Genomic DNA, 23,830 nt, shown 5'->3' with positions numbered 1-23,830 from the left:
GTCTTTCGCGGCGCCCGGTGCTTGCGTCGCGTCGAGCAGCATCAGGCTCGGCTCGACCGCCGCCTCGAGCAATCGTCCGGCGACATGATCATCTTTCGCCCGGCCTTCCTTTAGCGCCAGCGCGCGCGGCGCGACGCGTGGCGGGATGCACAGGCGATAGGGGTCGAACGTCCCGCGGCTCGACTGGTTGTGCGGAAAATTCGACTGCTGCAGGATGTTGGCGAAATAGGAGAATTCGTCGGCGCGGAAAATGATCGGCCAGATATCGCGCCAGAACCAGGGACGGTAGGCAGGATTCCACTCCACAGGGCCTGCCTTCCAATGCAGCAGGGCCGCCGTGTCGGTGGGATCGATTTTCTGCGGCGCGTCGAACGTTCCGGCCGTGCCGTACATGTCGGTGCGATAGGCGAATTCGCGGATCGACATGTCTTCGACCACATCTTCCAGCGTGATCATGTCGAGCACTTCCGGCGCGTAGCGGGGATAGCCGACCAGCACCCAGGCGGGATATTCGACATCGATGTAGCGCAGCTTCTGGACGCGCTCCTCCATCATCACAAGCCGCGCCATCACCGGCCCGTCCGAAATGTCGTCGAACCAGCCGTCGCTGTTGGCGTAGGTCTCGATGCGCGGATGGCCGAAGCCTGAGAGGAACGAGCCGCTGTTGCCATGCCCGCCCAGCACCAGCAGCCGGCCGTTGTCGTCCGTCATCATGTCGCCCAGCGTGTCGATATCGTTGGGCGCCATCCCGCTCGGCGGGAAGGTGACGGCGTAGGCCGGATTGGTGCCACGCCCGAAGCTCGCCTTGCGCCGCGTCTTGCAGTCGACGGCCTGCGGGCCGGCGTCGATGATCAGCTTCTGCCGTTCGACCGGATCGGTGATGCCAGCGTTGCGCAGCGGCGTGCCGTCCGGATAGCCGGCCTCGCCGCGCAGACCGTCGAAGGTGAACCATGCCGCCTTCTTGTTGGCGAGTTGGACGCGCCACTGGATATCGACCAGCTTGCCGCGATTGCCGCCGCCCTCGACATGGTCGTCGATCTTCAGCGGCACGCCTTCAGGGTGCGCCTCGTCATAGGCGAAGATCTGGAAGCGCGCCGCCTGGCGCTTGATGCGGCCCTTATTGTCCTTGAAGTGCTTGATCGGCGCATCGCCCTTGGCGGCATTGCCGTTGGCGTCGCATTCGATCGGCATCTGCGCCGGCTTTTCCGGCGAGATGCAGAAGGCTTCGGGGCTGTCTCCGAGCCGGGCGATGCCGACCGCCGGGTGGATGCGATAGGTTGTTGGGTCGGCCATTTGATTTTCCCTCGGTGCCAGTGCCGGCCGTGTCTTCTTGATCAGTCGAGAAAGTTGAGCGAGACGCCGTCGAGCCGCAGCAACTCGCGGTCTTCCTCGTAAGTCGCACCGATGACCACCAGGCTTACCGTGATGCTGGTGGCGCCGGCGGCGATCAGCCGCCGCGCGGCGCGCGTCACGTCGATGCGATGGTTGCGCGGCGTGTTCATCGAGCGCTCGCGCAGGTCGAACTTGCGGCTCTCCGCCGGCGGAATTTCACAATGGCCTGGCCCGCCATAGCATTCGCCATGGCCGAACACGGCGGCATAGCCGGCATAGCCAGGCACGTTGAGCGGCGTCGTTGCATCGGCATCCGGCGTGTTGAGGAACACGCGGATGAAGCAGGAGCGCGGCAGTTGCGGCACGCGGTGCAGCCGTACCTCGGCCGAACGGAAGCTTTTCGTCGCATCGGGCACCGCAATCGGCGCCGACACGAAGCGCCCGACCGGATTGGTCAATCCGACCGGCATCAGGCATCCACCACGCACATATTCATAACCGAAGCGGTTCATGTCGAGCGTGTCGCGCACCGCATAGCTCCACGGCGTCAGCGCCGAATCGAGATCGGCGGGCAGCCCGTCGGGATGCTCCTGCTGCCAGCGCCACCACAGCCGGTCGATGTTGGCGTGCACCGGCCAGAAGATCGGATCGTAGGACGCGGTCAGGTTCGAGAACATGTCGCCGAACTGCGGTTCGGAATAGAGGTCGTCGCGCTGATGGAATTTGCGGCCGGCGACGCGCACCGCGCTGTTGCGGTCGGCGGGAGCGTCGGTCTTGAAGGCCGGGTTCATGCCGCCGGTCCAGATATGCATGGTGTTGTGCGGGTTCTGGTCCAGGAAGCCGAAGCTGTCGACATAGAGGCTGCCGCCGCCGAAATCGCGGAAGGTGCGCAGCGACAGGATCTCGTCAATGTCCTCCTGCGCCGGGTAATGGTAGTGGATGACGCTGTTGATCGTACCCTTGCCGAACTGGCCGGAATAGCGCAGCGGATACCAAAGAGAATTGGCGTCGAGCAGCGCATCGATCAGCCGCTTGCGGTTCTCGCCCGCCACATAGTCCTTGCCGCAGGCGCCACTGACTGCGTCATAGATATCAGTCGGGTTGGCCCAGAGCTGGCCGACCAGCGTATCGATCTTGGCCGGGAAACCGTGATCGCGCAGGAAGCGCGCCGAGTCTTCCGTCAGAAAGCTTTTGAAAGCGTCGGGGAGAATTGCGCCTTTCCCTGGATCTCGCGGCTTGTAGCGCTCGGCCGGGAAATCCCACCACGGCATGGTCACGTCCGGACAGAAATCCTGCAGCGCCTGTTCGAATTCATAGAGATACACGCGATGCCACGGCAGGAAGCGCTCCCAGCCATGCTGGCAGTGGTTCTGGTGGATCAGCGCCAGATTGTTGTAGCTGCGTTTGTCGCCGACCCATTTGTTGAGCTTGTAGAGCTCGCGAAAGGCGTGACGCAGGCGCTCCTTCTGAGGTTCATCAAGCACGTCGACATCCATGCGCTGCCGCAACTCGCCTTTGGCGTAGCGCCACGCCGCCGGATCGGATGCCGGGCCGAAGACCGGTCCGGGGAGCCCCTTGACCTCGACGCGGGCCTCGGTCGCCACGCTGACTTCGCCAGCAAGCGCGACCGTCTCGATCAGATCTCCGGGGCAACCTTCTTCGATCCAGGTCTCGATGCGATCGATGTCGTCGTCAGCAACCGGCTTGCCGCCCCAGGGCAGGCGAGGGAACTGCTTGCCGTCGAAGGGCGGCAATCCGCGCAGGCCGCGAACCAGCGCCGAGCGCGCACCGCGACCTTTGGCGTCGCTGGTGCCGCAGCAGGTGGTCGAAAGCGGCGCGATCAGCGGCATGCCGTGCAATTGCAGCCCGAGGAAATCCGGCAGCGTCAGCCCCGTCAGGCTGCCTGGCCCTTCATTGCCGCCGGCCGCGGCGAGGATTGCCTCGACGTCACTCCAGGTGAACGGTGCGCCGGGATCCGGCGCCTGCGCCTTACTTGTGGGCATCGTGACCGCCCATCTGCATCTGCCCGTCCATCCCCTGCATCTGCATGGCGTCGCTCTGCGTGGGGCCGACCACCTGGTCGGGCAGCACCACGGCAACGTTTTGCATCATGCCCTGGTCCTCATGGTCGAGGATGTGGCAGTGGAGCACGTACTCGCCGATATAGCGTTCGTAGCGGGTGCGCAGCGTGATCGTGTAGATGCCTGAAAAGCCCGTGGGCAGGGTTTGCGGTATCAGACTCTTGATCCACAGCGTGTCTTTCCACACGCCCTTGAGTCCCGGATATTGCGGGTCGGGCGCGCCGGCGATGTCGTCTATCGCTCCAGGAGCGCTGACGTCCTTGCCGAGGGGATCGGTGATCGAGACGATCTGGAACGGATTGACGTGGATGTGGAACGGATGGCTGACGAAATGCGATTGCAGCGTCCAGACCTGCGCCTTGCCGAGCGGCAACTGGCGGTCGATGCGGGTCGGGTCATAGGGTTTGACGTCGGCGGTGTTAAGGCTGTTGCCGACCTCGAATTTCACGTCGGGCCCCGACGTGTCGATGAAGAAGGTCAGTTCCTGCGTGCCGTTGCCCTTGACCTCCTCGTCCGTGATGTCGGGGTGCGGCGTGAAGCTGGTCAATTTCATGCCAGCCTTGAGATCGGCCACCACCTTCGCCTTGACGTCGGCGGGCATGTTGGCCTCGGCGAGTGCAACCAGCTTGCTGGCAATGTAGGTCTCGACATTGTCGACCGGCTTGCCCGGCGCGACATCGACCAGGCCGAGCAACTGCGGCCCGACATCGAGCCCGTTGACCACGCCCGATTTCGGGGCTGAGGAATCGATCACGCAGTAGCGCCCGGCCTCCGGAAAGACCACCAGCACGTCGAAGCGGTAGCCGGGTTGGAACGTCGCCAGCTTGGTCATTTGCGCCGCCGCCATCGTCAGGCCATCGGCGGCAACCAGCGCATAGGGCACCGGCTTGGTGTCGCAGGTGTCCTTGATGAAGGAAGCCGTGGCGTCAGCCTCGAGCAGCGTCTTGACGCCGGGCTTGAGCTTGCCGCCAAGCACCTTGAAGAACTGCAAGCTGATCGTATCGCGCACGCCGGCGTGGATCATGCGCCAGCGTTCGATCTGGCCCTGTTTCGCCGTCAACGGTTTATCGGGGTTGAACACCTCGCCGTTGAGCGAGGTGTAACGCCCGGATGCCGGCCATGTGCCGGGTCCGAACTGGTCGTAAGCCTCGATGCCGCCGACATCGCCGGGGTCGCAGAAATAGCGGCCCTTAATGTTCTGCTTGATCGGGCCGAGGTCGCCGGGCTTGGCCGCCGGCCCGCGGCAGGCATACTGGATCTGCTGCATCACCAGCACCCGCTCGGGTACCGCCGAGGTCGGGATCAGTGTGTCGATATCGCCATGCGCTGTCGGCGTCGGCGGACGGTTGCCGCGAATGATCAGCGCGCCGGCCATGCCGCTCGACACCTGTAGCGCCGTCGAGCCGTGGCGGTGCGTGTGGTACCAGAACGTGCCCGAGGGATGATCCGACGGGATGTTGTACTCGTAGGTGAACTTCGTCTGCGGGTTGATCGACAACAGCACGTTGTCGCTGTTGCCGGTCGGGCTGACCCACAGCCCGTGGGTGTGCAGATTGGTGCCGTTGAAACAGTGCGGGATGTCGGGCATCTGCCCGCCGGGCATGCAGCCCGGATCGCCGGGCTGCGGCCCCGCCGGCAACTGGTTGTCGAGCGTGATGCGCACCGTGTCGCCCGGAATTGCCTCGATCGTCGGCGAGACATAAGGCGCCTTCGGATCGACGCCCTTGCCGCTATAGCCGCGCAGATGCACCTTGTCGTATCCGCCGGTCGACGGATTGTAGATCTGGTTGTCGATATACTGGATCTTGAGATCGAGCAGTCTGTCGCCGCGCACCGGCGCCGTGTTGCCCGGCAGCGGCGCGGCGGGCGCCAGTTCAGTCAGGATAGGCTTGGCAATCGGTGCGCGCTCGTCCTGCAGCACCGGAGGATTGAGGATCTCGGCCGCTGCGGGTAGCGCCGCGATTGCCCCCAGGCCGCTGCCGAAAACACCGGCGAAAAACCGCGCACGCGTCATCGATCCTCCACGCAACATGGGGCTCCCTCACTCTGGCTATTGATTATCCTCTCCAAGCATATTGCGCTCGATCCGGAGGTCTGTCCAGCTTCGGATGCTGTAGATATCAAAATTTTACTTCAGCGAAAACTTAAATTCGGGTTATGCCGTCTCTCTTATACGGCTTATAATCATTCACGTCGAATTTCATTCTATTTGTAACAAGTTGAGAGATGGTGGCTGCCTGTCGCGCCAAGCTGTCGCGATCGCTCGTTGCCGGCTTTGCAAGCCATGGGCCGCCATACCCGCATCAACTCTCATCCTCGCGGCTTGCGACGCCGCGAAGATGAGAAGAACCGCGACCTGATCCTGGAGGCCTTCAGGATCAGAACTTCTTGCCGATGTTGACCAGGAAGCCGTTATCGGTGCCGCCATCGCTGCCGAACAGGCCGCGATATTCAAGCCGCAGCGCGAAATCCTGCGTCGTCTGGATGTTCATCCCGAGGCCGAGCATGAAACGATCCCGGGCCAACCCGTCGATGGAGGTGTGGTAGAACGGCCCGCCGGGGTTCTGACCTTTCGCCTTGCCGCCCGCGTCTCAGTTGAAGATTGCCTGATAAACGATGCCGGCCTTGTCCCTGGCGACGGGAACCAGGAAGATTTCCATCTGGCCGAGCGTGGCGTTCTTCAGTCTGTAGAGTTTTTGCGGCAACACCACTTGCGAGCCGCTGCGGAACATCAGCGAAAAGGGTGAGCGCCGCATTCCGGCAAAGCCGCTCTCCGGCAGCGGGCGCGCCTCAGACAGGGTCAAGGGCAGCGAACTCTCCCCCATATCGATGTCGAACCCGCTGCCGACGCACCCGGCGAAATGCTCCAGCGTTACCAGTCCCATATGTCCTCCCGCTGTCGGTCGATTGATATCCGGTGTTTTGGCACGGCACCAAAGCTGTTGCGAGCCCTTCCTTTTGGGAACGACTTGGCCCTTCGATCCAAGTACTGTCGGTCGACTGGGGGCTGAAGCAAATCTGGCCGAACGTTCCGCGCTTGGCAAGCATCATGGGAATTGAGCGGCAACCGACGATGCCCGGTCAGATCGACCCCAATGTCACCGTGGGCGCGGAATCCCCGAGCTTCGGAATATCGGCCAGGACTGAGCCGCTACCGAAATAGTAGACGTACAGAAGATAGCTTCCCCAGTTGAATTCATAGGAATAGTTGTTGCCGCCGGCCGTCGCATAATAGCCCGGCGGGGCCGCTTTGGCGGTGCCGGGACCGGTATTGCCACACGGCGAATTCAACGCGATCGCGTAGGCATTGTTGCCGGTTGCATCCGGCGGGCCGCCGATAAAAGCGAACAGGCAAAGATCGCCCGAGTTTGCCTGGAAACCGAGCTGCATCCAGCGTGGGTCGGTGGTTGCTTGCAAGGCAGTGTATAGCGCGACCGGGACGGCTGCTCCGTCGGCCTGCAGAGGTTGCGTTGGCAAACCCAGGTCTGGCCCGAACGCGGCGATCCAGATCGACGTGCTCATGTTCAGGCTTGTATTGGTGAGCGTCAGATTGTTGGCCCGCCAATTGTTGATCAGGATCGTCGGCTGCAAGGCCAGCGCCGGGGCAGGCAGGAACTGCGGCTGGCTGCCGCCGCTGGTCAACGCCAGCTTGCCGGCATTGTTCATCCCGGAGGTGTTTCGGTACGCCAGGATCATCGATCCATCCGACGTCTGCTGCATTGTGGCGCTGTCGCGCACGCCAAGCGTCAGCGGCAAGCCAAGCCAGTTGGGGTCAACAACGGATTGGCCCAGAATGTTGAAGTTTGAAGGCGGCATGGCTTCCGTTTGAGCAATTCGAGGAAAACGACGAAACGGCTTCCTTCCGCAATTGCGCCTGACAAGGAAGGCTATAACAACTCTACAGCGATTGCAGCAAAGCCGTCACTGGAGATGCAGTCTGCGGCGAGAGATTGACGACATAAACCGTCGCCGCTCCCCAGTTGAAGGGCAGCGCGTATCTGTTGCTGCTGGTTGTGGCGTAGAACCCGGCCGGTGGAGGCGGCAACGGGGGCGGGCCTGTGTCCCCGCCCGGCGCGTTCAACGCGATCACATAGGCATTGTTGCCGGACTGGTCCTGCGGGCCACCGACGACTGCGACGACCTCGAGATTGCTGGTGCTCGAGGAAAACCCCAGCTGCATCCAGTTCGGTGTCGTCGTTCCCTGCACCGCTTGGCGCATTGCCAGCTGCACCGGCGTGCCGGCCGTCAGCGTACCCGGCTGCACGCCGGGGATGCCGGGGCCGTAGGCCTGGACAAGGATCGGGGTTGCGGCATTGGTGCTGACATTGCTGATGGTCAGATTGTTGGCCCGCCAGTTCGCCGTGAGCACGCTGATCATCCGCGCCAGCGCCGGAACGGGAAGGAATGTCGGATCGCTGCCGCCGGAGGTCAAAGCGAGCTTGCCGGCATTGTTCTGCTGCGACTGGTTGAAATAGCCGACGATGAGCGAACCGTTGGGCGTCTGCGGCATGGTCACGCTGCCGCGCACCGCCAGAGTCTGGGGCTGGCCGTTCCAGGCCGCGTTCACCGTGCCCGCCGGGACGAGATCGCGCATATCGGTTGTCCTCCCTGTCGGTGGCATTGTCGTGGGAGCCGGCGGCTTGGCGCCGCCAGCTCCCGTGTCTCGGTTACAGAGACAAGAGTTCCGCCGTCAGCGACGACGCCGTCGAAGGCGACATGTTCGCCAGATAGACAACCGAGGAACCCCAGTTGAATTCGAAGGAGTAGTTGTTGCCGCTCGTCGTCGCGTAATAGCCTTGCGGCGCCGGCGTGCCGGTGCCCGGGCCGGTGTTGCCGGACGGCGAGTTCAGCGCGATCGCGTAGGCGTTGTTGCCGGTCGCATCCTGTGGGCCGCCGACGACGGCAACGACGATCAACTGGCCGGTGTTCGTACCGAGCGTCAGCTGCATCCAGTTGGGGGTCGACGTCCCCTGCGCGACGCCGCCCGGCTTCAGCGTCAACGCCGTGTTGATGGCGAGCGCCACCGGCTTCTGGCCCGGCAGTCCGGGGCCGAAGGCCTCGATCCAGATCGGCGTTGCGGCCGCGACGCTGACATTGGTGACGTTGAGATTGTTGGCCTGCCAGTTGTTGACGAGAATGCTGGGCTGCAAGAGCAGCGCCGGAGCAGTCAGGAACGACGGCTGCGAACCGCCCGAGGTCAGCGCCAGCTTGCCGGCATTGTTGAGCGAAGCAGTGTTCTGATAGGCGAAGACCATCGATCCATTGGTCGTCTGCGGCATCGTTGCGCTTTCGCGGTAGGCCAGCGTGATCGGTGAGCCATCCCAGTTCGCATTGGATTGGTTGACGCCGAGAATATTGTATTTGGGGGCCGTTGCCATGATTTTCCCTCGCGGTTTGCGGTTTCGAACTGTCGTACCTGAATGCGTGTTGCAGAGCGGCGGACCTGCAGGTCGAAGCGTGCCGGCGCGCTCTGTCGGTTTGTCTCAACATTGGTCGTCCAAGCCGGTTTGCCGGTTTGGCCCGAAGTCTGGTTTCGAAAAATTCCTCCTTTCCAGTCATGTGTTGCGTGACGCCGTCGCAAGTGCCCGCCTTGAGCGGTCAGTTCGCATCGATGTCCGTCAGGTTCAGTTGCAGGTTGCTGAAGCGCAGCACCGGCGTGTTGACGCCGCTGAGCGCTGCGTAAAGCGTGATGTCGAAGACCAGCCTGGCGCCCGCCGGCTCGGCATTAGCGCCGAAGACGATGCTCTTGCCGGAGGCCCAGCCGGCGATCGCCTCGGCGAACAGCGCGGCGAAATCGCCAAGCTGCGCCGTCTGCTGGCCGTCGATCTCGAAAGACCGTGCCAGCACGATCGGAACCAGCGGGCTGATCGAGGCCCCGTCGAAGGCGCCGCCGGCAACGGCGGGGAACGGGAACTGGTAGGAGCAGGCGACTTTGACCCGCCTTGTGGTTCCGCTGGTCACGCTGGCCGCCGCATGCGCCCCAAGCAGTGATTTTTCCTGCGCAGGGTCGGCCAGCAGATCGGCCATGACGGTGTAGATGCGCTGGCACAGGCTTGAAGGCGATGTCGGGCAGGCCGCGCCCGACCCCTGGCCCGGCAATGTCGTCACGTCGATCGGCGTCGCATTGTCGATGAACGGCGTCACCGGCTGGCTCGGCCGCACCTGCGGCGTCTTGTAGATGAACTCCGGCACCACTTGCCAAGCCGTGTTGTCGGCGACTTGAAGCGTGATCAGGTTGCGTTCGATCTGCACCGAGGCCAGTGCATTCTCGGCCGCCAGCACGTTGAGCGCATCGACCTCGATCGTGTGCGCCACACCGAAATTGCCGGGCGGGGCATTGTCGACCTCGAACTGCAGACCATTCGTCGGCGGCGGCTGGATGGGATGCTGGTTCGGGTACGGCGTCAGGTTCGACGGGTCGAGAGCGGTGACGGTTAGCGCCACATTGGCGAAGCTCGATTCACCTTGCGTTGCCGGCCATTGCAGATCGATCAGCCGTGTCGTGCCGTCCGGCTGCAGCAAGTCGGTGACGACATAGTTGTCGGTGACGTTGACCAGGCCCTGAACGAAATCGAGGTTGAAGACCAGGTTCCAGTCCTTGTTCGCCGTCACCTCGCCAATGGCGGTGGCGAAGGCGGCCACCGCGTCGGCCCAGGCGGGATCGGCTGGGTTGCGCAGCACTGAACCGATCGCTGCGTAGACGGCCGAGGTGCGCGCCAGCGCGGTGAACAGATTAAAGGGACCGCTGGGGCCGGCAGAGCCAAGGAGGTTGGGTGGCGTGTTCGACGCCGCGCTGAGATCTGTGTTGTAGGTGACGGCGGTGTTGATCTGGTCCTGCGCGACGAGGAAGGCCTGATAGGTATAGAGGTAGCTCCAGTCGGCGCCGTCGGCGATCGGATTGCCCGAGCCCGATGTCGGCGTGAAGCCCGACCAGGTCTGGCTGATCAATGTCGGCGGCGTCGGATACTGGCGATACACCACGGGGATCTTGGTCAGCGCGCCGGCCGGTCCGACATGCGGCACGCCCTGCGGATAGGGATCGACAAGCTGCAGCCAGATCGAGGGTCGCGCCTCGTCGGGCGCGCCCGCCGGCGCCAGGAAGAACTGCAGATTGGTGACGGCAAAGCGCAGGTCGAACGGCACCACCGCGGCGGCGCCGGCATCCGGATCGCCATAGAGGAAGGTAAGCGGGCTTGCACCCGTGCTCACAATGCCGACATGGGCTGTCGACAGCCCGGCATTCTGCTGCGTGGCCGAGAAGGTGCCGACACCCGAACCGCTGGCGGCGGTGGTGATGGTGAAGGTGGTGTCGCCAGTGACGGTGACGGCATAGACACCATCGTCCGGCGATTGGCCGGAACTCGTCTGGAAGATCATCAAAACGCGGCTGCCATCGGTCAGCCCGTGCGGATTGCTTGATGTCGCCGACAGGCTGACGCCGTTCCAGCTGTAACTTCCGGCAAGCACCGCTTCGATCTGGCCGAACAGTTCCATATTGCCGTCGGCGGCGGCTGACACCGGCTGGTTCCAGGTCACGTCGTACTGCACGATCGTGTCGACCGAATAGGCCGTCATCAGCGCGGCGCGCATCTGCTGCTCGAACACGTCCCGAGCGACGCCCAGTGCGGCCGTCGTGCCGGTGAACGGCGATTGCGGGCCGAACAGCCAATCGACCTCATATTGCGCATATTTCTGCGCCAGCGTTTCACGGCCGAGCGCGATCTTGCCGTAGGAGTCCGGAGCGAGTTCGAAGGCCTTGGCTGCGGATGCAGGCGACAGCACTTCGTCGACCGCCTGGAAGAAGCCGCGGTTGAGCTGGTCGAGATCGGTGTCGATGAACAACTGCTGTGCCGGCAGCGCCGGCAGCTTGGACGACAGCGTCGGCATGGGAACGCTGGCGCTGTTCAGCACATTGTCGAGCGGCTTCGGCGAGAGGAAGCGCGGTCCGCCCCCGGCAGCACCGATCGAGATGTCGAGCAACGAGGCCGCCGCCGCCCATAGAGATTGCGAGCCGGCACGTGCGCCGCCCGAACCGTCATGGGCAAGCTTCAACGCCTTCAGCCGCTTGCGCGCCAAGCCCGTGCTAGACAAGGCTGTGCTCGACTGCTTTTGCTGCGACGATGCATCGGCGCCGTTCATGCCGATGGCGAGTTTCTGGGCCGGGAAGGCGCCGGTGAAGTCGGCGGCGAATTGCGACATGGCGCTGGCGCCGCCGGTCGCAGGCGCAAACCCGGTCGCGACGTTCTGCGCCGACGGCACCATCACCGTGCCGAACTGATCCTTCAGATAGGGCGAGATCAGATTGACATTGCGGGCGATGCCGAAGAGCACGACGATCTCGAATAGGGGCGGCAAAGCGCCGGGTCCGCTGACCGGCATCGATATGGTCATCGCGCCGGGGAAATTGGTGCTGAGCCCCGCCAGCCAGTTGACAAGGTCGCCAACCATGCCGGCGACCTTGCTGGTGTCGGCGACTGAGACCGGGAAACTGACAAAGCTCGCGCCATCCGCCTGCAAGGCAAGGCTGGTCTCGACATAGAAGGAGACGCCGGGGCCGGTGATCTGGTCCTCGATGGTGCGGTAATTGGCGAGTGCCGCCGCCTTCTGGTCGGCGGACATGCCGCTGAAGGCCGCCTGGCTCGGCGTCAGCACGATCTCGACCGTATTCGCTTGCGAGGCGTCGAAGCCGTAGGTCGGCAGGATGCCTGGCCATTGGTCGACCGGCACGATCGGATCGAAATAGAAATTGGTGTCGCTGTAGCTTGCCGGCGTCGGCAGCTGGTTGCCGAAGGCGTCGTTGACGAAGAACGACAGCGTGAACTTGTCGTCGATCGACGCGTAGCGATTGGGTGTCGTCGAACCGGCATTGTCGGTGGCGACATTGTAGAGCGGCGCGAACACCCGGTAAGTGCCGGTGGTCGCGGACTGGTCGGGTTTTTGCGGCTGGATCGGCGCCGACAGATTGCTCAGGCTGAAGCCCGTCGTCGCCTGGATCTGATAGGTGACGAGACTGTAGAGCGCGTTGAGCGACGCCTTCGCGTCGCCCGCCGCTGCCAGGGCCTGGTGCAATTCGGCGTCGTCGGAGACACCTGAGGCGCGCAGCGCCGCGATGACATCGCCGCGCGAATGTGTCGTCGTCTTGGCGAGCAGCCCGGCCTTGGCTAGCGCTGCGGGCGCCTTCAACTGCATGACGCTTTCGGCGCGCGTCAACTCGACGCCGAACGTGCCGGCGGCAACCTTGACGTAGCGGGCCTCCAGTGCCGGATCGGCCGTCTCGGCATAATAGACGAGGCTGGTCTGGGTGCCGGCGAGCACGACCGCGTTGTAGTAGGGTTGTATGGCAAGCGGCGAACCGTTCTGGTTGGTTCCGCTGCCGGGCTTGTAGGTCACCAGCATCGTCACCTGCGCGACGCCTTTGGCGAACAGCGCCGTCGGCAGTGAATTGCCTGTTTTGTCGACAAAGCGCAGGTAGTAGCCCGACGCATTGGTGACCGTCGCCTGCTGGATGATCTGCAGGAAGCCGTAACCGCCGTCGGCGGAGATGTCGGTGCTGGCGCCGACGGAGACGCCCGCCGGCAAGCCGAGCGCGAAGCCCATCAGACCTTGCGGCGGCTGCGACACTGTCGTGGTGTTGGTGCGCAGCGCAAAGACGGCGGTCGGATCGACCACGACCGAGACAAGGCCGGGCGCGCCCGCCGCCGTCTGGAACAGGATCTGGATCGCAGCGACGGGCCGATCGCCGCCCCTGAGATCGTCGAGGATCCTGCCGAGCAGCGCTTCGTCCGCCTGGCTGGCGCCGGACAGCGCGTAGACGTCGGGCAGCACGCTGCCTTGCGCGGCGCCCGGTATCTGCTTGACCGTCAGCGTGATGCTGGTGGCGAAGGTGATGTCGCCGGCAGGCAGCGGCGTACCGTCCGGCAGATACGCGCCTTGCGCCTGGCGCGATTTCACCAGCACGGGAATGGCGGATGTACCTTCATTTGCCTGCAACTTCACCAGGCTGGGCGCGAACGGCCGCAGGCTGAGCGCACCGGCGCCTGGCGGCGTCCAGGCGATGGCGTTCTCCAGCGCGAAGGATTGTGGCCCGGTCGAGCTGAGCGCGATCGGCGTCGGACTGCCGGGTGCTGCGACCGAAGCCTCCTTCAAGCCGAGATACTTGCCCAGGACGTCCTGGGTCAGCGAGTACGAGGCGTTGACGGTCAGCCAGCCTTGCGTCGCGTCGGGATTGCTCAGCGCGATGGCGTATTTGCCACTGCTGGTAAAGCCGCCGGCCGGGAATTCCTGCCACAGAAGCGCAAACAGTGGATTGGTGGTCGTCAGCGCGGTTCCGCCGGGTACGGTAAGGCCGTCGGTGTAAGGCAGACGCACGCCGCCGCGGAACGCGCTCGACATCTGCCCGGCAAGACCCTGGAAGCGCGTCTGCGCGCCGGGCGTCGGTGCCGCCACAGCCGCCGTGAACAGCTTGTCGAGCGGCGACGAGGTCAGCCCGGCATCCTGCATCGTGACCAGCAGCTCGTGCACCGCCCCACGGATCAGGCCCTTGAAGTAATCGAGGAAAATCTCTTGCGACAGCGGCGTCGTGCCGCCGGTCGGGTTGGCGGAGCCTGGGTTGGAAGTCTGGTTGACGAACAGCTGGTTGAAATAGGTGTCGACCGCCTGCAGGTAGGTCTGCGAGACCGGGTTCTTCGACTGGAACTGATAGGCGAACTCCTGTGCATTGCCATTGCCGTCCGTGCGCCCCGTGGTGGCGAGGTTGAGGAACGGCGGCATCGGAAACACGCTCGCCTTGGTGGGGCTGGTCGGCACGGAAAGCGTGGCGCTGAAATTGGCGAGTTGGCTGAGCACCGTCGGGTAGTCGAGCCAGCCGGTCAGTGCGTCCGGATCGCTGTCGATGTCCTTCAAGCCGAGTGCGCCGCTCGCCGGATCAAACTCGAGTTGGACCACGGAATTGTAGGCCGGCAGGTTCAGCGCGTGCATGAGCGCGAAAGTGGCGAGCTGCGTCGTCACCGCCTCGAAAGGCTTGAAGTCGGCATAGGTCGGGTTCTGTGGCGGGTTGTCGTCATACTGTATGCCGAGCGAGGTCACGACCCATGGCGCGCCATTGCTCACCGCGTCCGGAAACACAACCGTCAGCTCCGGCAGGAACAGGATCGGCAGGTCCTTCGGCAGGCTCGGCAACAGGCCGACGGTGGGTGCCGCACTGGCAAGCAATCGCTGCCTGAGCCGCGCAAAGCCTTCGATCTGGGCCTGCTGAGAGGACCCGGCCAGCTGCCATTCGAAACGGAACGAGGCGTTGAAGCTGAAGCTGATGGAAATGGAGAACAGGAAGAGGTTGATCTCCACCGTCACGCTGACGCTGACCGAGGCCTCGATGTAGAGCAGGATCGAGCCACCGCCGCCGCCCGGCACGCTTGGCGGTTCCAGAGCCAGGATGATGCCGATCGAGGCTTCGAGCCGTACATTGACGCTGGCCTTGATGATGACGAAGTCAAGCGAGCCATAGAGCTCGCCAATAATGCCGAACTGGCCTTGCAGCGACAGCGCATCGGGTTTCTTGGCGAGGTCGCCGCCGCCGCTGGTGAGATAGCCGGCGGCACCCTGGATGATGCCGAAGAAAGTGACGCTGACGCCTGCCTTCAATGGCCCGGCGGTGAAATCCTTGCCGACGCCCAGCCGTGCGGCAAAACCGAAGGCCAGGATGCTCTGATACGTGCCCTTGAACACATCGGGGTCGGTGGCCGAACTGAGGCTCGCTATGTAGAAGCCGCCGGAACCGGTGACGGGGATAGGACCGGCCTGCGCCTGCACCTGGAAGCAGACGCTCCAATTGTCGCCGTCGGGGAAGCCGAGATCGACCTTCCAGTCGCCATTGGTGTAGACGTCCACGCTGAGCGTCGGCAACGTCAGTGAAGCAGCACCCACCTGGAAGGTGCGCAAACTGTCGGGCAGGCCGAAGACGGCGGCGAACTTGCCGATCGTGTCGGAGATCTTGGTGTAGACGATCTCGAATTCCGCGCCCTTGCCGGCGCCGCCGGTGAGCCGCAGCAGCAGTGCGTAGAACGGCGTCACGTCATAGAAGACGAAGCCGACCTCAAGCACCTTGAGCAGTGTGAAGTCGGTGACGATGATCCACTTGCCGTTGGGATGGTAGATGTCGGAGAATTTCTTGTCCTGCAGCCTATCCCAGAACTCGCCCTGCATGAATTTCAGGAACTCGTCGAAATTGGGCGGCGGCTTGGCCGGGTCGGGACCGACCCGCTGACCGACGCCGAGATAGACGAGGTCGAAGACGTCGCTGACCGCGCCGAGCCTGGCCGGCACGGACGCCGCCGGTTCGTCCTGCGTGTCGCCGCCGCCACCGCCGCCGTCCTTGCCCTTGTTGTAGGCGCCGATCCAGCCGATCTGGTCGGCGCCCTCGGTCGGCGCGAACAGGCCGATGCTGATCGTGCCGTCGGGCGGCAGCCGCTGCCCCAGTATCTCGATGAAGCAATTGTGCATGCCGAGCACCAGCATCTGGGGCTCGCTGTCTTTGGCGTATTCGAGATTGAACTGCTCGATCGAGATGGTGAGCACACCCTCGATCTTGATTTCCAGCTTGCCGTCGACTTGCGGCAGCTGGATGCCGAAGGCCAGGCCGCCGCCATCCTCCGGGCTCAGCCAGCCGATCAGCACGCTGAACTTGAAGGCCGAGAGCGAGCCGACCAGGCCACCCATCGAGCCGAGATCGAGGTCGAAGATCAGCGCGTAGTTGAACTTGTCCTGCAGCGTGATGCCGTTTTCCGCCAGCCCCGGCAGTGTCCCAAGCGAATAGTAGTTCAGGCTCTCGATCGTCTCGTCGGCCTCGCCCGAATAGAGGAACGATTTGAGCTTGAACGGGATCAGGTCGAGCAGGCTGGCAGCACCGCTGCGCTTTTCCGTCGCGCCGAGATCCAGCCGCAGGTCGCCCGGCGAAAAACTGAGCGACGGCGTGCTCGTCGATGGCTGTCCGTTGGCCGGGATCGTCAGGTCGAAGCCGACTTCGATGCCGAGATTGGAGAAGGCGAGCTTCTCGAACGCGAACAGGTCGAGCACCTGGAACTCGTTGAACTCGATGTAACCCCAGATGGCGAAATGCGCGCTGATATGGGTGGTGTCGGCTTTCGGCGGGGTCGCCGGGGTTTCGTCGTCGAACGAGAACTGCAGTTTCGTCAGCGTGATCTGCTTGAGATATTTGTTGTTAGACTTGCCGCTGTCGTCGGTGAAATTGAAGACGAATTCGCCCTGGGCGACGAAGGAATAGACGCCCTGTCCAGAACTCGTGTCGTCGCCGCTGGTGCCATGCGCCTGGTAAGAGCCCATGATGGCGATGACGTTGCCGCCCTCGGCGGCGGTATTGCTGGCCGTGCTTTGCTCGGCATCGAGATTGACGCCGGTCTTGAACAGATCGTTGATGGTGAGATTGATCTCGCAGGCAAAGCTGCGCAGCTCGGAATTGGTGAACAGAGCGCGCAGATATTCGACCTCGAAACCGTAGTCGATGTCGATACCGGCAGCGGCTGCCGTTTTGCTCGCCGCCTTTTCATAGTCGACCAGTGCGAAGGTCGCGCTCTGCGCCAGCACGGGCGCGGTCTGCTTCGGGTCGGCGTCGGTGTTGTTGATGGCGATGCCGACATGATGGACGCGAAAGCCGGCAATGCCGGGGTCCGTCATGCCGCCGAGAACGGCACGCACCGCAGTCGGCAATTGGTCGAGCTGCATGTTGCAGTTGACGGCAAGGACGCCGTTGAATGTCGGGTCGGTGACCGTCTGGTAGAACGTCCAGTAAAGCGATGTCGTGTCGGGCTGCGTGCCGCCATTCGGGAACACCGAGGCCTTTGCCTCGGCGATCAGCGTCTGCAAATAGGTTTGCGCCGCGGCGGCGGTGAATGTCTTGTTGAACGTGTCGGGCTGCGACCACAGCCTTGTGTCGGCGACGAGTTGTTCGATCGTCTCGCCGGGATAGAACTTCATCATGAAGATCGGCGGCGTGCCGTCGGGTGCAGAGAGCCCGCCCGACGACAGGTCGAACGTCCAATCGCCGATCTCGAGCTTGTCATTGGTGAAATCGAACAGCGCTTGTCCGGTGCCGAGCGGATCGGCGTTGGCCGGGTTTTCGCTGACCACGGTGAAGATCTGGTTCTGCTGCACGGCCTTTGAGATCGACGGACCCATGGCCTCGAATTCGAGGATGCCGGCAGCACTCGTGGCCATCTGCAGCCCGGTCCATGCCAGCGGCGTGCCGGCCAGCTCGGCCAGCATGCCTTGCGGCGTCATGGCCAACACGGTTGGGTCGCCAGCGGCGGCTTTTGCCGCGCTGCGCGGCTTTGGTGGTGGAAGGAAGCCAGCGGCGCGCCTGGGGTTCAGCGCGCGCGACTCCATGTCGAGATAAGCGGCGGCTTTCAAATTGGGATTGGTCGAGAAGTCGAGCCCGGCATAGGGAACCAGCGGCACGGCCGGCGCGCTTCCGGCATCGGTCCATGACGGCACGTGGAAATAGTTGAGGAGATAGACGGTGAGGCCTGAGGCGGGTGCCGCGCCAGCGAGCATTGCGGCTGAGCTGCCCTGTTGGTTGTAGAGCGGCGCGCGTTCCGGCTGCGACACATAGGTGCCTTTCGCGGAGACAAGCTGCGCCCACGAGGTCGTCGCGGTGGTATCGAGGAAAGCGGGATTGGTCGGCGAATCCTGCGCCGGCTGGATGCGGTAGGCCGGCTGGGCCGGCACGAATTGCAGCTTGTCCGGCGTCGTGCCGACGTTGACGGTCACGAATTCGGTGCCAGTGACGCCGCACAGCATCTGCACCGTTTCGTCTGCCGCGGCAGCGACCTGATTGGCGCCGGTGTCGAGCGCCAGGCCGAACTGTCCCGCCGGCGTCAGATAGTAATAGCGCTGCTCGCTCGGCGATTGCTGCGGCCGGCCGGCAAAGACGAGACGGCTCGCCGTGGCGATATCGCCGATGTTGACCGTGTTGAGGGCGAAAGGCTTGCCGTTGGCGGTGACGAAAGTCGAGCCGAGCAGCGGATCGGTGAACTGGAAGAAGCTGCGCGCCGCATCGAGCGGCCCAAGCACGTCAAGCGTCACGTTGAAGCCGAATGGCGTCGTCGAGCCGCCTGCGCCGCGAAAAACCGGATAGCTCAAGGCATTGACCAGCCCGCCATCGACCGGCGGGCTGAAATACATCATGCCGGCTTCGAACTGGACGAGATCGGCGGTGGCCAGTTCAAACGCCGTGCGGGCGGTGCCAGCCAACGGCCCGGAAAGCGCCAGACTCGCGAATGGCGCTTGCGACTGGAACGTGACGGTGGCGCCGGCGGGCGGCGTCGCCGTCAAAAGCAGTGTGGCAGGCGGCTGGCTGTTGGCGATCTGCAGGCTGTTGGAGGCGTCGTCGAACAACACCGTCGTCGACAGTTCGAACAAATCCGGCTGCACCTGGAACGTCACGCTCTGGCGGAATGTCAGCGAGAAGGATTCCGCAACGGTTGGTGACGACGTACCTTGCCCGGTGATCGAGACCAGAACCGGCGCGATGCTCAGCGGCTCGGGGAACCAGCCGATCTGCGTGCCGGCATTGGCGGTGAAGGCCTTGCGGACACCGGCCTCGAAAGTCGCCCAGTCGCGCGTTGCCGACGGCACGAAGAAGGCGATGTAGCCAAGCTGGCCTGGGTCGACCCAGCTCTGGGCGGTCAGATCGAAGGTCGGGTCGGTGCGCGACTGATCCTGGAACAGGAAAGCGACGCGGGCGTTGGCAGGGGTATCAGCCAGATAAAGGCCACTCGTATCGCGTTTGAAAGCGATCATCCCCCACCTCCGTTGTGGCCATGGCACAGCCATCCAAGTCCTGCAACCGTCGGCTGAGGACTTGGGCGCGGCGCTCATTATACCTTGGCGCGAAGTACAACGATAAGACGAAGAAATATGTTTGTAAAAGACTATATTTGGGAGGGTTTTAAAGTGATATAAATTTTACCTATTTGCTGTTCCGGCTAACCTATCTTTCTGTACATTAGCTCTATCGCAAGAAGGATAAAAGCCACAATGCTCAGATAGAAAAATCAATGGCTTAGTACGGTCGACCGGATGATCTGACTCTGACCGTAGCCCTGCAATATTCCCTGAACGCAGCCGACCAGCCGTTTTTCGCGCATGCAGAGGCCGATCGTTTCGCTGGGCTTTGTCGTCAGCCGGGATCGGTTCTCCGCCATTGTCATGGCCTCACCTTCGCGAGCGCCGGCCGCGCGTACCTCAGCGGCAATGGTCGGCGCGCGTCACAACCACTGATGCGCGGGCAAGGTGGAGAAGCGACCTTCCAGGTGCGCTGTATCTCTTTCGGGGATTGGCACTGCCCTCGCGGGCATTGATGAAGGTGCTTTTGAAACGGCTTCTCCGCCACGTCGGTGCGACTCTGGAGACTGAGGCCGACGCGGTTACCGAGAACCACTCGTTCTGAGTGGCAATTCCGTTGTATTGGGTGGAAGTTTCTTCTCGTCACTGCCAACCTCCGGGCCTGCCTTGGCCACGGTTTTGCGACAAAAATGCGCTAGTCGGAGCTGTGACGGTGCTTTTCGAGAGGTGTTGGGCGCAGCCGCCGAACGTATCCGAAAATACGCCAAGGTGCGATTCTGCGCGGAAATATGCGCATTCGCGACTAGACGCGAGAAAGTGGCTGTCTTTGAGCGAGCCTTGTTATGCTGCCGGCTGCAAGGCCGCTCTCAGCAGCATGCCATAGAGGTCGCGTGGTTCATCGGGATCGGCGAGCAGGTCGAGCTCTTCGTAGAGGCCAGTCGCTTGCAGCTGGTCGCGCACATAGCGCAGCGCTGAAAAATCCTCGATGGCGAAGCCGACTGAATCGAACAGCGTGATCTGCTTGGCGTCTCGGCGCCCTTGCGCCTTGCCGGCGATCACTTCCCAGAGCTCGGTCACCCGATGGTTGGGATCCAGCTGCTGGATCTCGCCCTCGATGCGTGTCTGTGGCGGAAACTCGACGAAAATGTCGGAGCGCAGCAGAATGTCCTTGTGCAGTTCGGTCTTGCCGGGGCAGTCGCCACCAACGGCGTTAATGTGGACGCCGGAGCCGACCATGTTGTCGGTGAGAATCGTAGCGCACTGCTTGTCGGCGGTGACGGTCGTGATGATCCCGGCACCTTCAACCGCTTCCTGCGCGGTTTCGCAGATGGTGATGTCAAATCCTATGCCAGCCAGGTTCTTCGCGCATTTCCGCGAGGCGGAACGATCGATGTCGTAGAGCCTGAGCCGATCGACGCCGGTCAGCGCCTTGAAGGCGATCGCCTGGAATTCCGACTGCGCACCATTGCCGATGATGGCCATGGTGCGCGCGCCGCTCGGCGCCAGATATTTGGCGGCGACAGCGGACGTTGCAGCGGTGCGCAGCGCGGTCAGGATGGTCATTTCGGTGAGCAGCATCGGGTAGCCGCTGCCGACATCGGCGAGCACGCCGAAGGCGGTGACCGTCTGCAGACCCTGACGCATGTTCTTGGGATGGCCGTTGACATATTTGAAGCCGTAGAGGCGCCCATCGCTTGTCGGCATCAGCTCGATGACGCCGTCATGGCTGTGCGAGGCGATGCGTGGCGTCTTGTCGAAAAGTTCCCAGCGACGGAAGTCTTCCTCGATATAGCTGGCGAGCTCAGTCAGGAAGCGCTCGATACCGATGGCGATGACCAGCTTCATCATACGGTCGACGCTGACGAAGGGGACGATGTTCAGCTTTGCCGCGGTCATGATCAAAAGCTCCCGGAATGGCTGCGGGTGGGGCGGTCCATGATGCGGCGGCCCATCAGGCTCGCCGTCAGGTCGACCATCAGCGTCGCGGTGCGGCCGCGCTCGTCCAGAAAGGGGTTCAACTCGACAAGGTCCAGACTGGAGACGAGGCCGCTGTCGGACAGCATCTCCATCACCAGGTGCGCCTCGCGGAACGTCGCGCCGCCGGGAACTGTCGTGCCGACTGCAGGCGCAATCGACGGATCGAGGAAGTCGACGTCGAGACTGACATGCAGCAGCCCGTCCTCGGCCGACACGCGCGCCAGGAAGGCGCGCAGCAGCGGCGCGATGCCATGCTCGTCGATGGCGCGCATGTCATGCACAGTCACGCCCGCCTGGTTGAGCGCGCTGCGCTCGGCCGGGTCCACACTGCGCAGACCCATGGTGCAGATACGCTTGGGGTCGACCGCCGCCGGCAGATCCGGAAAATAGCCACTGAAACCCGGCTGGCCACTGGCATAGGCCAGCGGCACGCCATGCAGATTGCCGCTGGCGGTGGTGTCGAGCGTGTGAAAATCCGGATGCGCATCGAGCCACAGCACGAATAGCGGACGCCCAGCCTCGGCGGCGCGGCGGGCGAGGCCCGACACGGTCCCGGCCGAGATCGAATGGTCGCCGCCGAGAAAGATCGGCATGGCGTCCTCGCTCGCCGCGTAGGCGGCCGCGGCAATGGCGGATGTCCAGGCCGATATTTCGGGCAGGGCCTTCAGCGCCAGATTGCCATGCACGACGCGCCTCGCCGGAATTGCCTGGACGGCACCCATATCCTCGACAGCGTGCCCGAGGCCGGACAGCACCTCAACAAGGCCCGCGGTCCTCAGCGCACTCGGCCCCATTTCGCATCCCATTCTGCCGGCTCCGTCCTGCACCGGTGCCCCGACGATTTTGCAACGCATTGTTTTTCCCGCAGCCCAAATCCTGATAACCGCGAGGAGATCATGGCGAGCCGGCGATACGAATAGATAGAATTGGCAATCCGGAAAGCATTCTCTATCGTAATGGCAGCAGAACTGATCAAAATGGTAACCTCGATGGAAACGCCCGATGGATACGCTTGACGAACGGCTGGTGACCTTGCTGCGACATGACGCGCGGCGCAGCGTGTCGGATCTCGCCATCGATCTTGGCGTCTCGCGCGCCACGGTCAGGGCGCGCATGGAGCGGCTGGAACGGTCCGGCGACATCATCGGTTACACGGTGGTGCTGCGCGCCGACGCCGTCGATCAGCGCATCCGCGGCATCATGCTCATCGAGATTGAGGGCCATGCCGCCGACCGCGTGGTGCGGGCACTGGGCGGCTTCCCCGAAGTCTCGACTATCCATACCACCAATGGCCGCTGGGATCTGGTGGTCGAACTCGGGACCGCATCACTGACTGATTTCGATGCAGTGCTGAGGCGCATCCGCCTCATAGCCGGCATAACAGGCAGCGAAACCAGTCTGCTCCTGGCCACGCCGCGCACGACCCGAGCACGACTGACTTAGATCCCATCAAGGCCCCCAGTCGCCGCTCTTGCCGCTCGCAGCGGATCAGAATGTCCGATACCAAAGAAGGCACGCGGCCCGAGGAGGGCAGGCTTATGGATGGGTTCTCATAAAAGCCAGTGGCGATCTTGACGACAAAGACGCTATCGCCTCGCAACCCAGGATATTGCGTACTTACAAATCAGGACGTTCCGGCCCGTCCTGCGCGCACTCGACGAGCACATTCACTGCCTCCTGAAGCAGTGTGCTCAACCGTCGGCCTTTTTGCCAGAACACGACGTAGTGATAGAGGGCGCTTGGCTCAAAGGGGCGGACTTCCACTGGAAAAGACGCAAATTGCCGGGCGGCAAAGGTGTTGCTGCTTGAAATGCCTAGACCTGCGGCGACGAAACTGACCTCTTGACCAATGACATCGACCTGTATCGCGAGATGCGGTTCCGCCCCCATGTATCGCAGGGCGTTCTCATTCATGAGATGCGATTGCATCCGGGGTTCGACATCCACAAGCGGCTCTCCGACGAGGTCTTCGGGCCTGATGATGTCCTTTTGGGCGAACCGGTGGCCACGCGGGACGATGTAAACATTGGTTGCGGTCGTCGCCGGGCACCAGTCGAAGACATTGCCGTCCAAAGGCAGTCGCGCAATTCCGAGGTCGGCGCGCCCATCCAGCACATGGTCCGCCACTTCCGGGTAGGTGCCCGACTTAAGAACGATCCCCGCGACCCGCAGGTGTGAGCTCAGTTTGTGGAAAGCGTCCGGAAGAAGTCGGAGCGAGAAGACGTGCGGCGCCGCGATGCTTATCGTGTCGCTGTCGACACCCTTCAGGGACGCGACCGTCTTGGCTATCCTCTCCATCTGAACGAAGGTCGCGTCGGTATCGCGAAAAAGCGTCATCGTCGGGGCCGTCGGGAGAAGCCGCCCCTTGTCACGCACGAACAATTGCACGCCGAGCAGGCCCTCCAATATCCGAATTTGCTGGCTGACAGCCGGCTGGGTGATTTTCAGCACCTTGGCAGCAGCCCGCTCCGAGCCCGACCTGACGACCTCGCGCAGGATCTGAAGCTGACGGAGCGTGATGCCTGTTTTCGAGATTTCCACCATGATGAGGCTTCCGTGCGACTGCCGATTGCCGCCTTTCC

12 protein-coding genes and 1 pseudogene are annotated in these 23,830 nt (G+C 63.2%); 1 reads left to right on the top strand and 12 read right to left on the bottom strand.

Features of this window, described 5'->3' with window-relative positions; translation table 11 throughout:
* Window positions 1-591: 591 nt before the first annotated feature.
* The 11 genes and pseudogenes from CKW40_RS44510 to rocF form a co-directional block, all read right to left on the bottom strand.
* A pseudogene (locus CKW40_RS44510) lies at window positions 592-1,293 on the bottom strand (LodA/GoxA family CTQ-dependent oxidase); the annotation flags it as partial.
* 41 nt (window positions 1,294-1,334) lie between these two features.
* On the bottom strand, window positions 1,335-3,335 hold the full coding sequence (locus tag CKW40_RS00365; RefSeq protein ID WP_095197985.1) for a tyrosinase family protein: 2,001 nt from the start codon (window positions 3,333-3,335) through the stop codon (window positions 1,335-1,337).
* The gene (locus CKW40_RS00360) at window positions 3,322-5,445 is read right to left on the bottom strand and encodes a multicopper oxidase family protein (RefSeq protein WP_095197984.1); all 2,124 of its coding nucleotides are present in this window, start codon (window positions 5,443-5,445) and stop codon (window positions 3,322-3,324) included. Before CKW40_RS00360 ends, CKW40_RS00365 begins: the two co-directional genes overlap by 14 nt.
* 346 nt (window positions 5,446-5,791) lie before the next feature.
* Entirely contained in the window at window positions 5,792-5,920 is a 129-nt protein-coding gene (locus tag CKW40_RS45320; protein WP_143748221.1) for a hypothetical protein, read from the bottom strand.
* Between the two features lie 84 nt (window positions 5,921-6,004).
* The gene (locus CKW40_RS00355; protein WP_095197983.1) at window positions 6,005-6,298 is read right to left on the bottom strand and encodes a DUF6916 family protein; all 294 of its coding nucleotides are present in this window, start codon (window positions 6,296-6,298) and stop codon (window positions 6,005-6,007) included.
* A 196-nt stretch (window positions 6,299-6,494) separates the two neighbouring features.
* On the bottom strand, window positions 6,495-7,109 hold the full coding sequence (locus tag CKW40_RS00350; protein ID WP_143748220.1) for a type III secretion system chaperone: 615 nt from the start codon (window positions 7,107-7,109) through the stop codon (window positions 6,495-6,497).
* 202 nt (window positions 7,110-7,311) lie between these two features.
* Window positions 7,312-8,007 (bottom strand): hypothetical protein, encoded by a 696-nt coding sequence (locus CKW40_RS00345; RefSeq protein ID WP_095197981.1) that lies wholly within the window; start codon window positions 8,005-8,007, stop codon window positions 7,312-7,314.
* A 73-nt stretch (window positions 8,008-8,080) separates the two neighbouring features.
* The gene (locus CKW40_RS00340) at window positions 8,081-8,791 is read right to left on the bottom strand and encodes a hypothetical protein (protein WP_095197980.1); all 711 of its coding nucleotides are present in this window, start codon (window positions 8,789-8,791) and stop codon (window positions 8,081-8,083) included.
* 220 nt (window positions 8,792-9,011) lie between these two features.
* Window positions 9,012-19,226: a hypothetical protein gene (locus tag CKW40_RS00335; RefSeq protein WP_095197979.1), complete on the bottom strand. Its 10,215-nt coding sequence runs from the start codon at window positions 19,224-19,226 to the stop codon at window positions 9,012-9,014.
* An 885-nt stretch (window positions 19,227-20,111) separates the two neighbouring features.
* Window positions 20,112-21,167: an ornithine cyclodeaminase gene (ocd, locus tag CKW40_RS00330; protein ID WP_095197978.1), complete on the bottom strand. Its 1,056-nt coding sequence runs from the start codon at window positions 21,165-21,167 to the stop codon at window positions 20,112-20,114.
* Between the two features lie 2 nt (window positions 21,168-21,169).
* Window positions 21,170-22,102: an arginase gene (gene rocF, locus CKW40_RS00325; RefSeq protein ID WP_095197977.1), complete on the bottom strand. Its 933-nt coding sequence runs from the start codon at window positions 22,100-22,102 to the stop codon at window positions 21,170-21,172.
* Window positions 22,103-22,250: 148 nt separating this feature from the next.
* Between rocF and CKW40_RS00320 the strand changes: the two genes are divergently transcribed.
* A complete protein-coding gene (locus CKW40_RS00320; RefSeq protein WP_095197976.1) occupies window positions 22,251-22,691 on the top strand; it encodes an Lrp/AsnC family transcriptional regulator in 441 nt (146 codons plus the stop codon).
* Between the two features lie 174 nt (window positions 22,692-22,865).
* Here CKW40_RS00320 and CKW40_RS00315 read toward each other — a convergent pair whose 3' ends face one another.
* Window positions 22,866-23,792, bottom strand: a complete 927-nt coding sequence (locus tag CKW40_RS00315) for a LysR family transcriptional regulator (protein ID WP_095198459.1) — start codon at window positions 23,790-23,792, stop codon at window positions 22,866-22,868.
* Between the last annotated feature and the right edge of the window lie 38 nt (window positions 23,793-23,830).

Origin of the sequence: Mesorhizobium carmichaelinearum (assembly GCF_900199455.1) — a bacterium.
Classification (GTDB): Bacteria; Pseudomonadota; Alphaproteobacteria; order Rhizobiales; family Rhizobiaceae; genus Mesorhizobium; species Mesorhizobium carmichaelinearum.
This window is presented reverse-complemented; position numbering and strand designations above follow the sequence as displayed.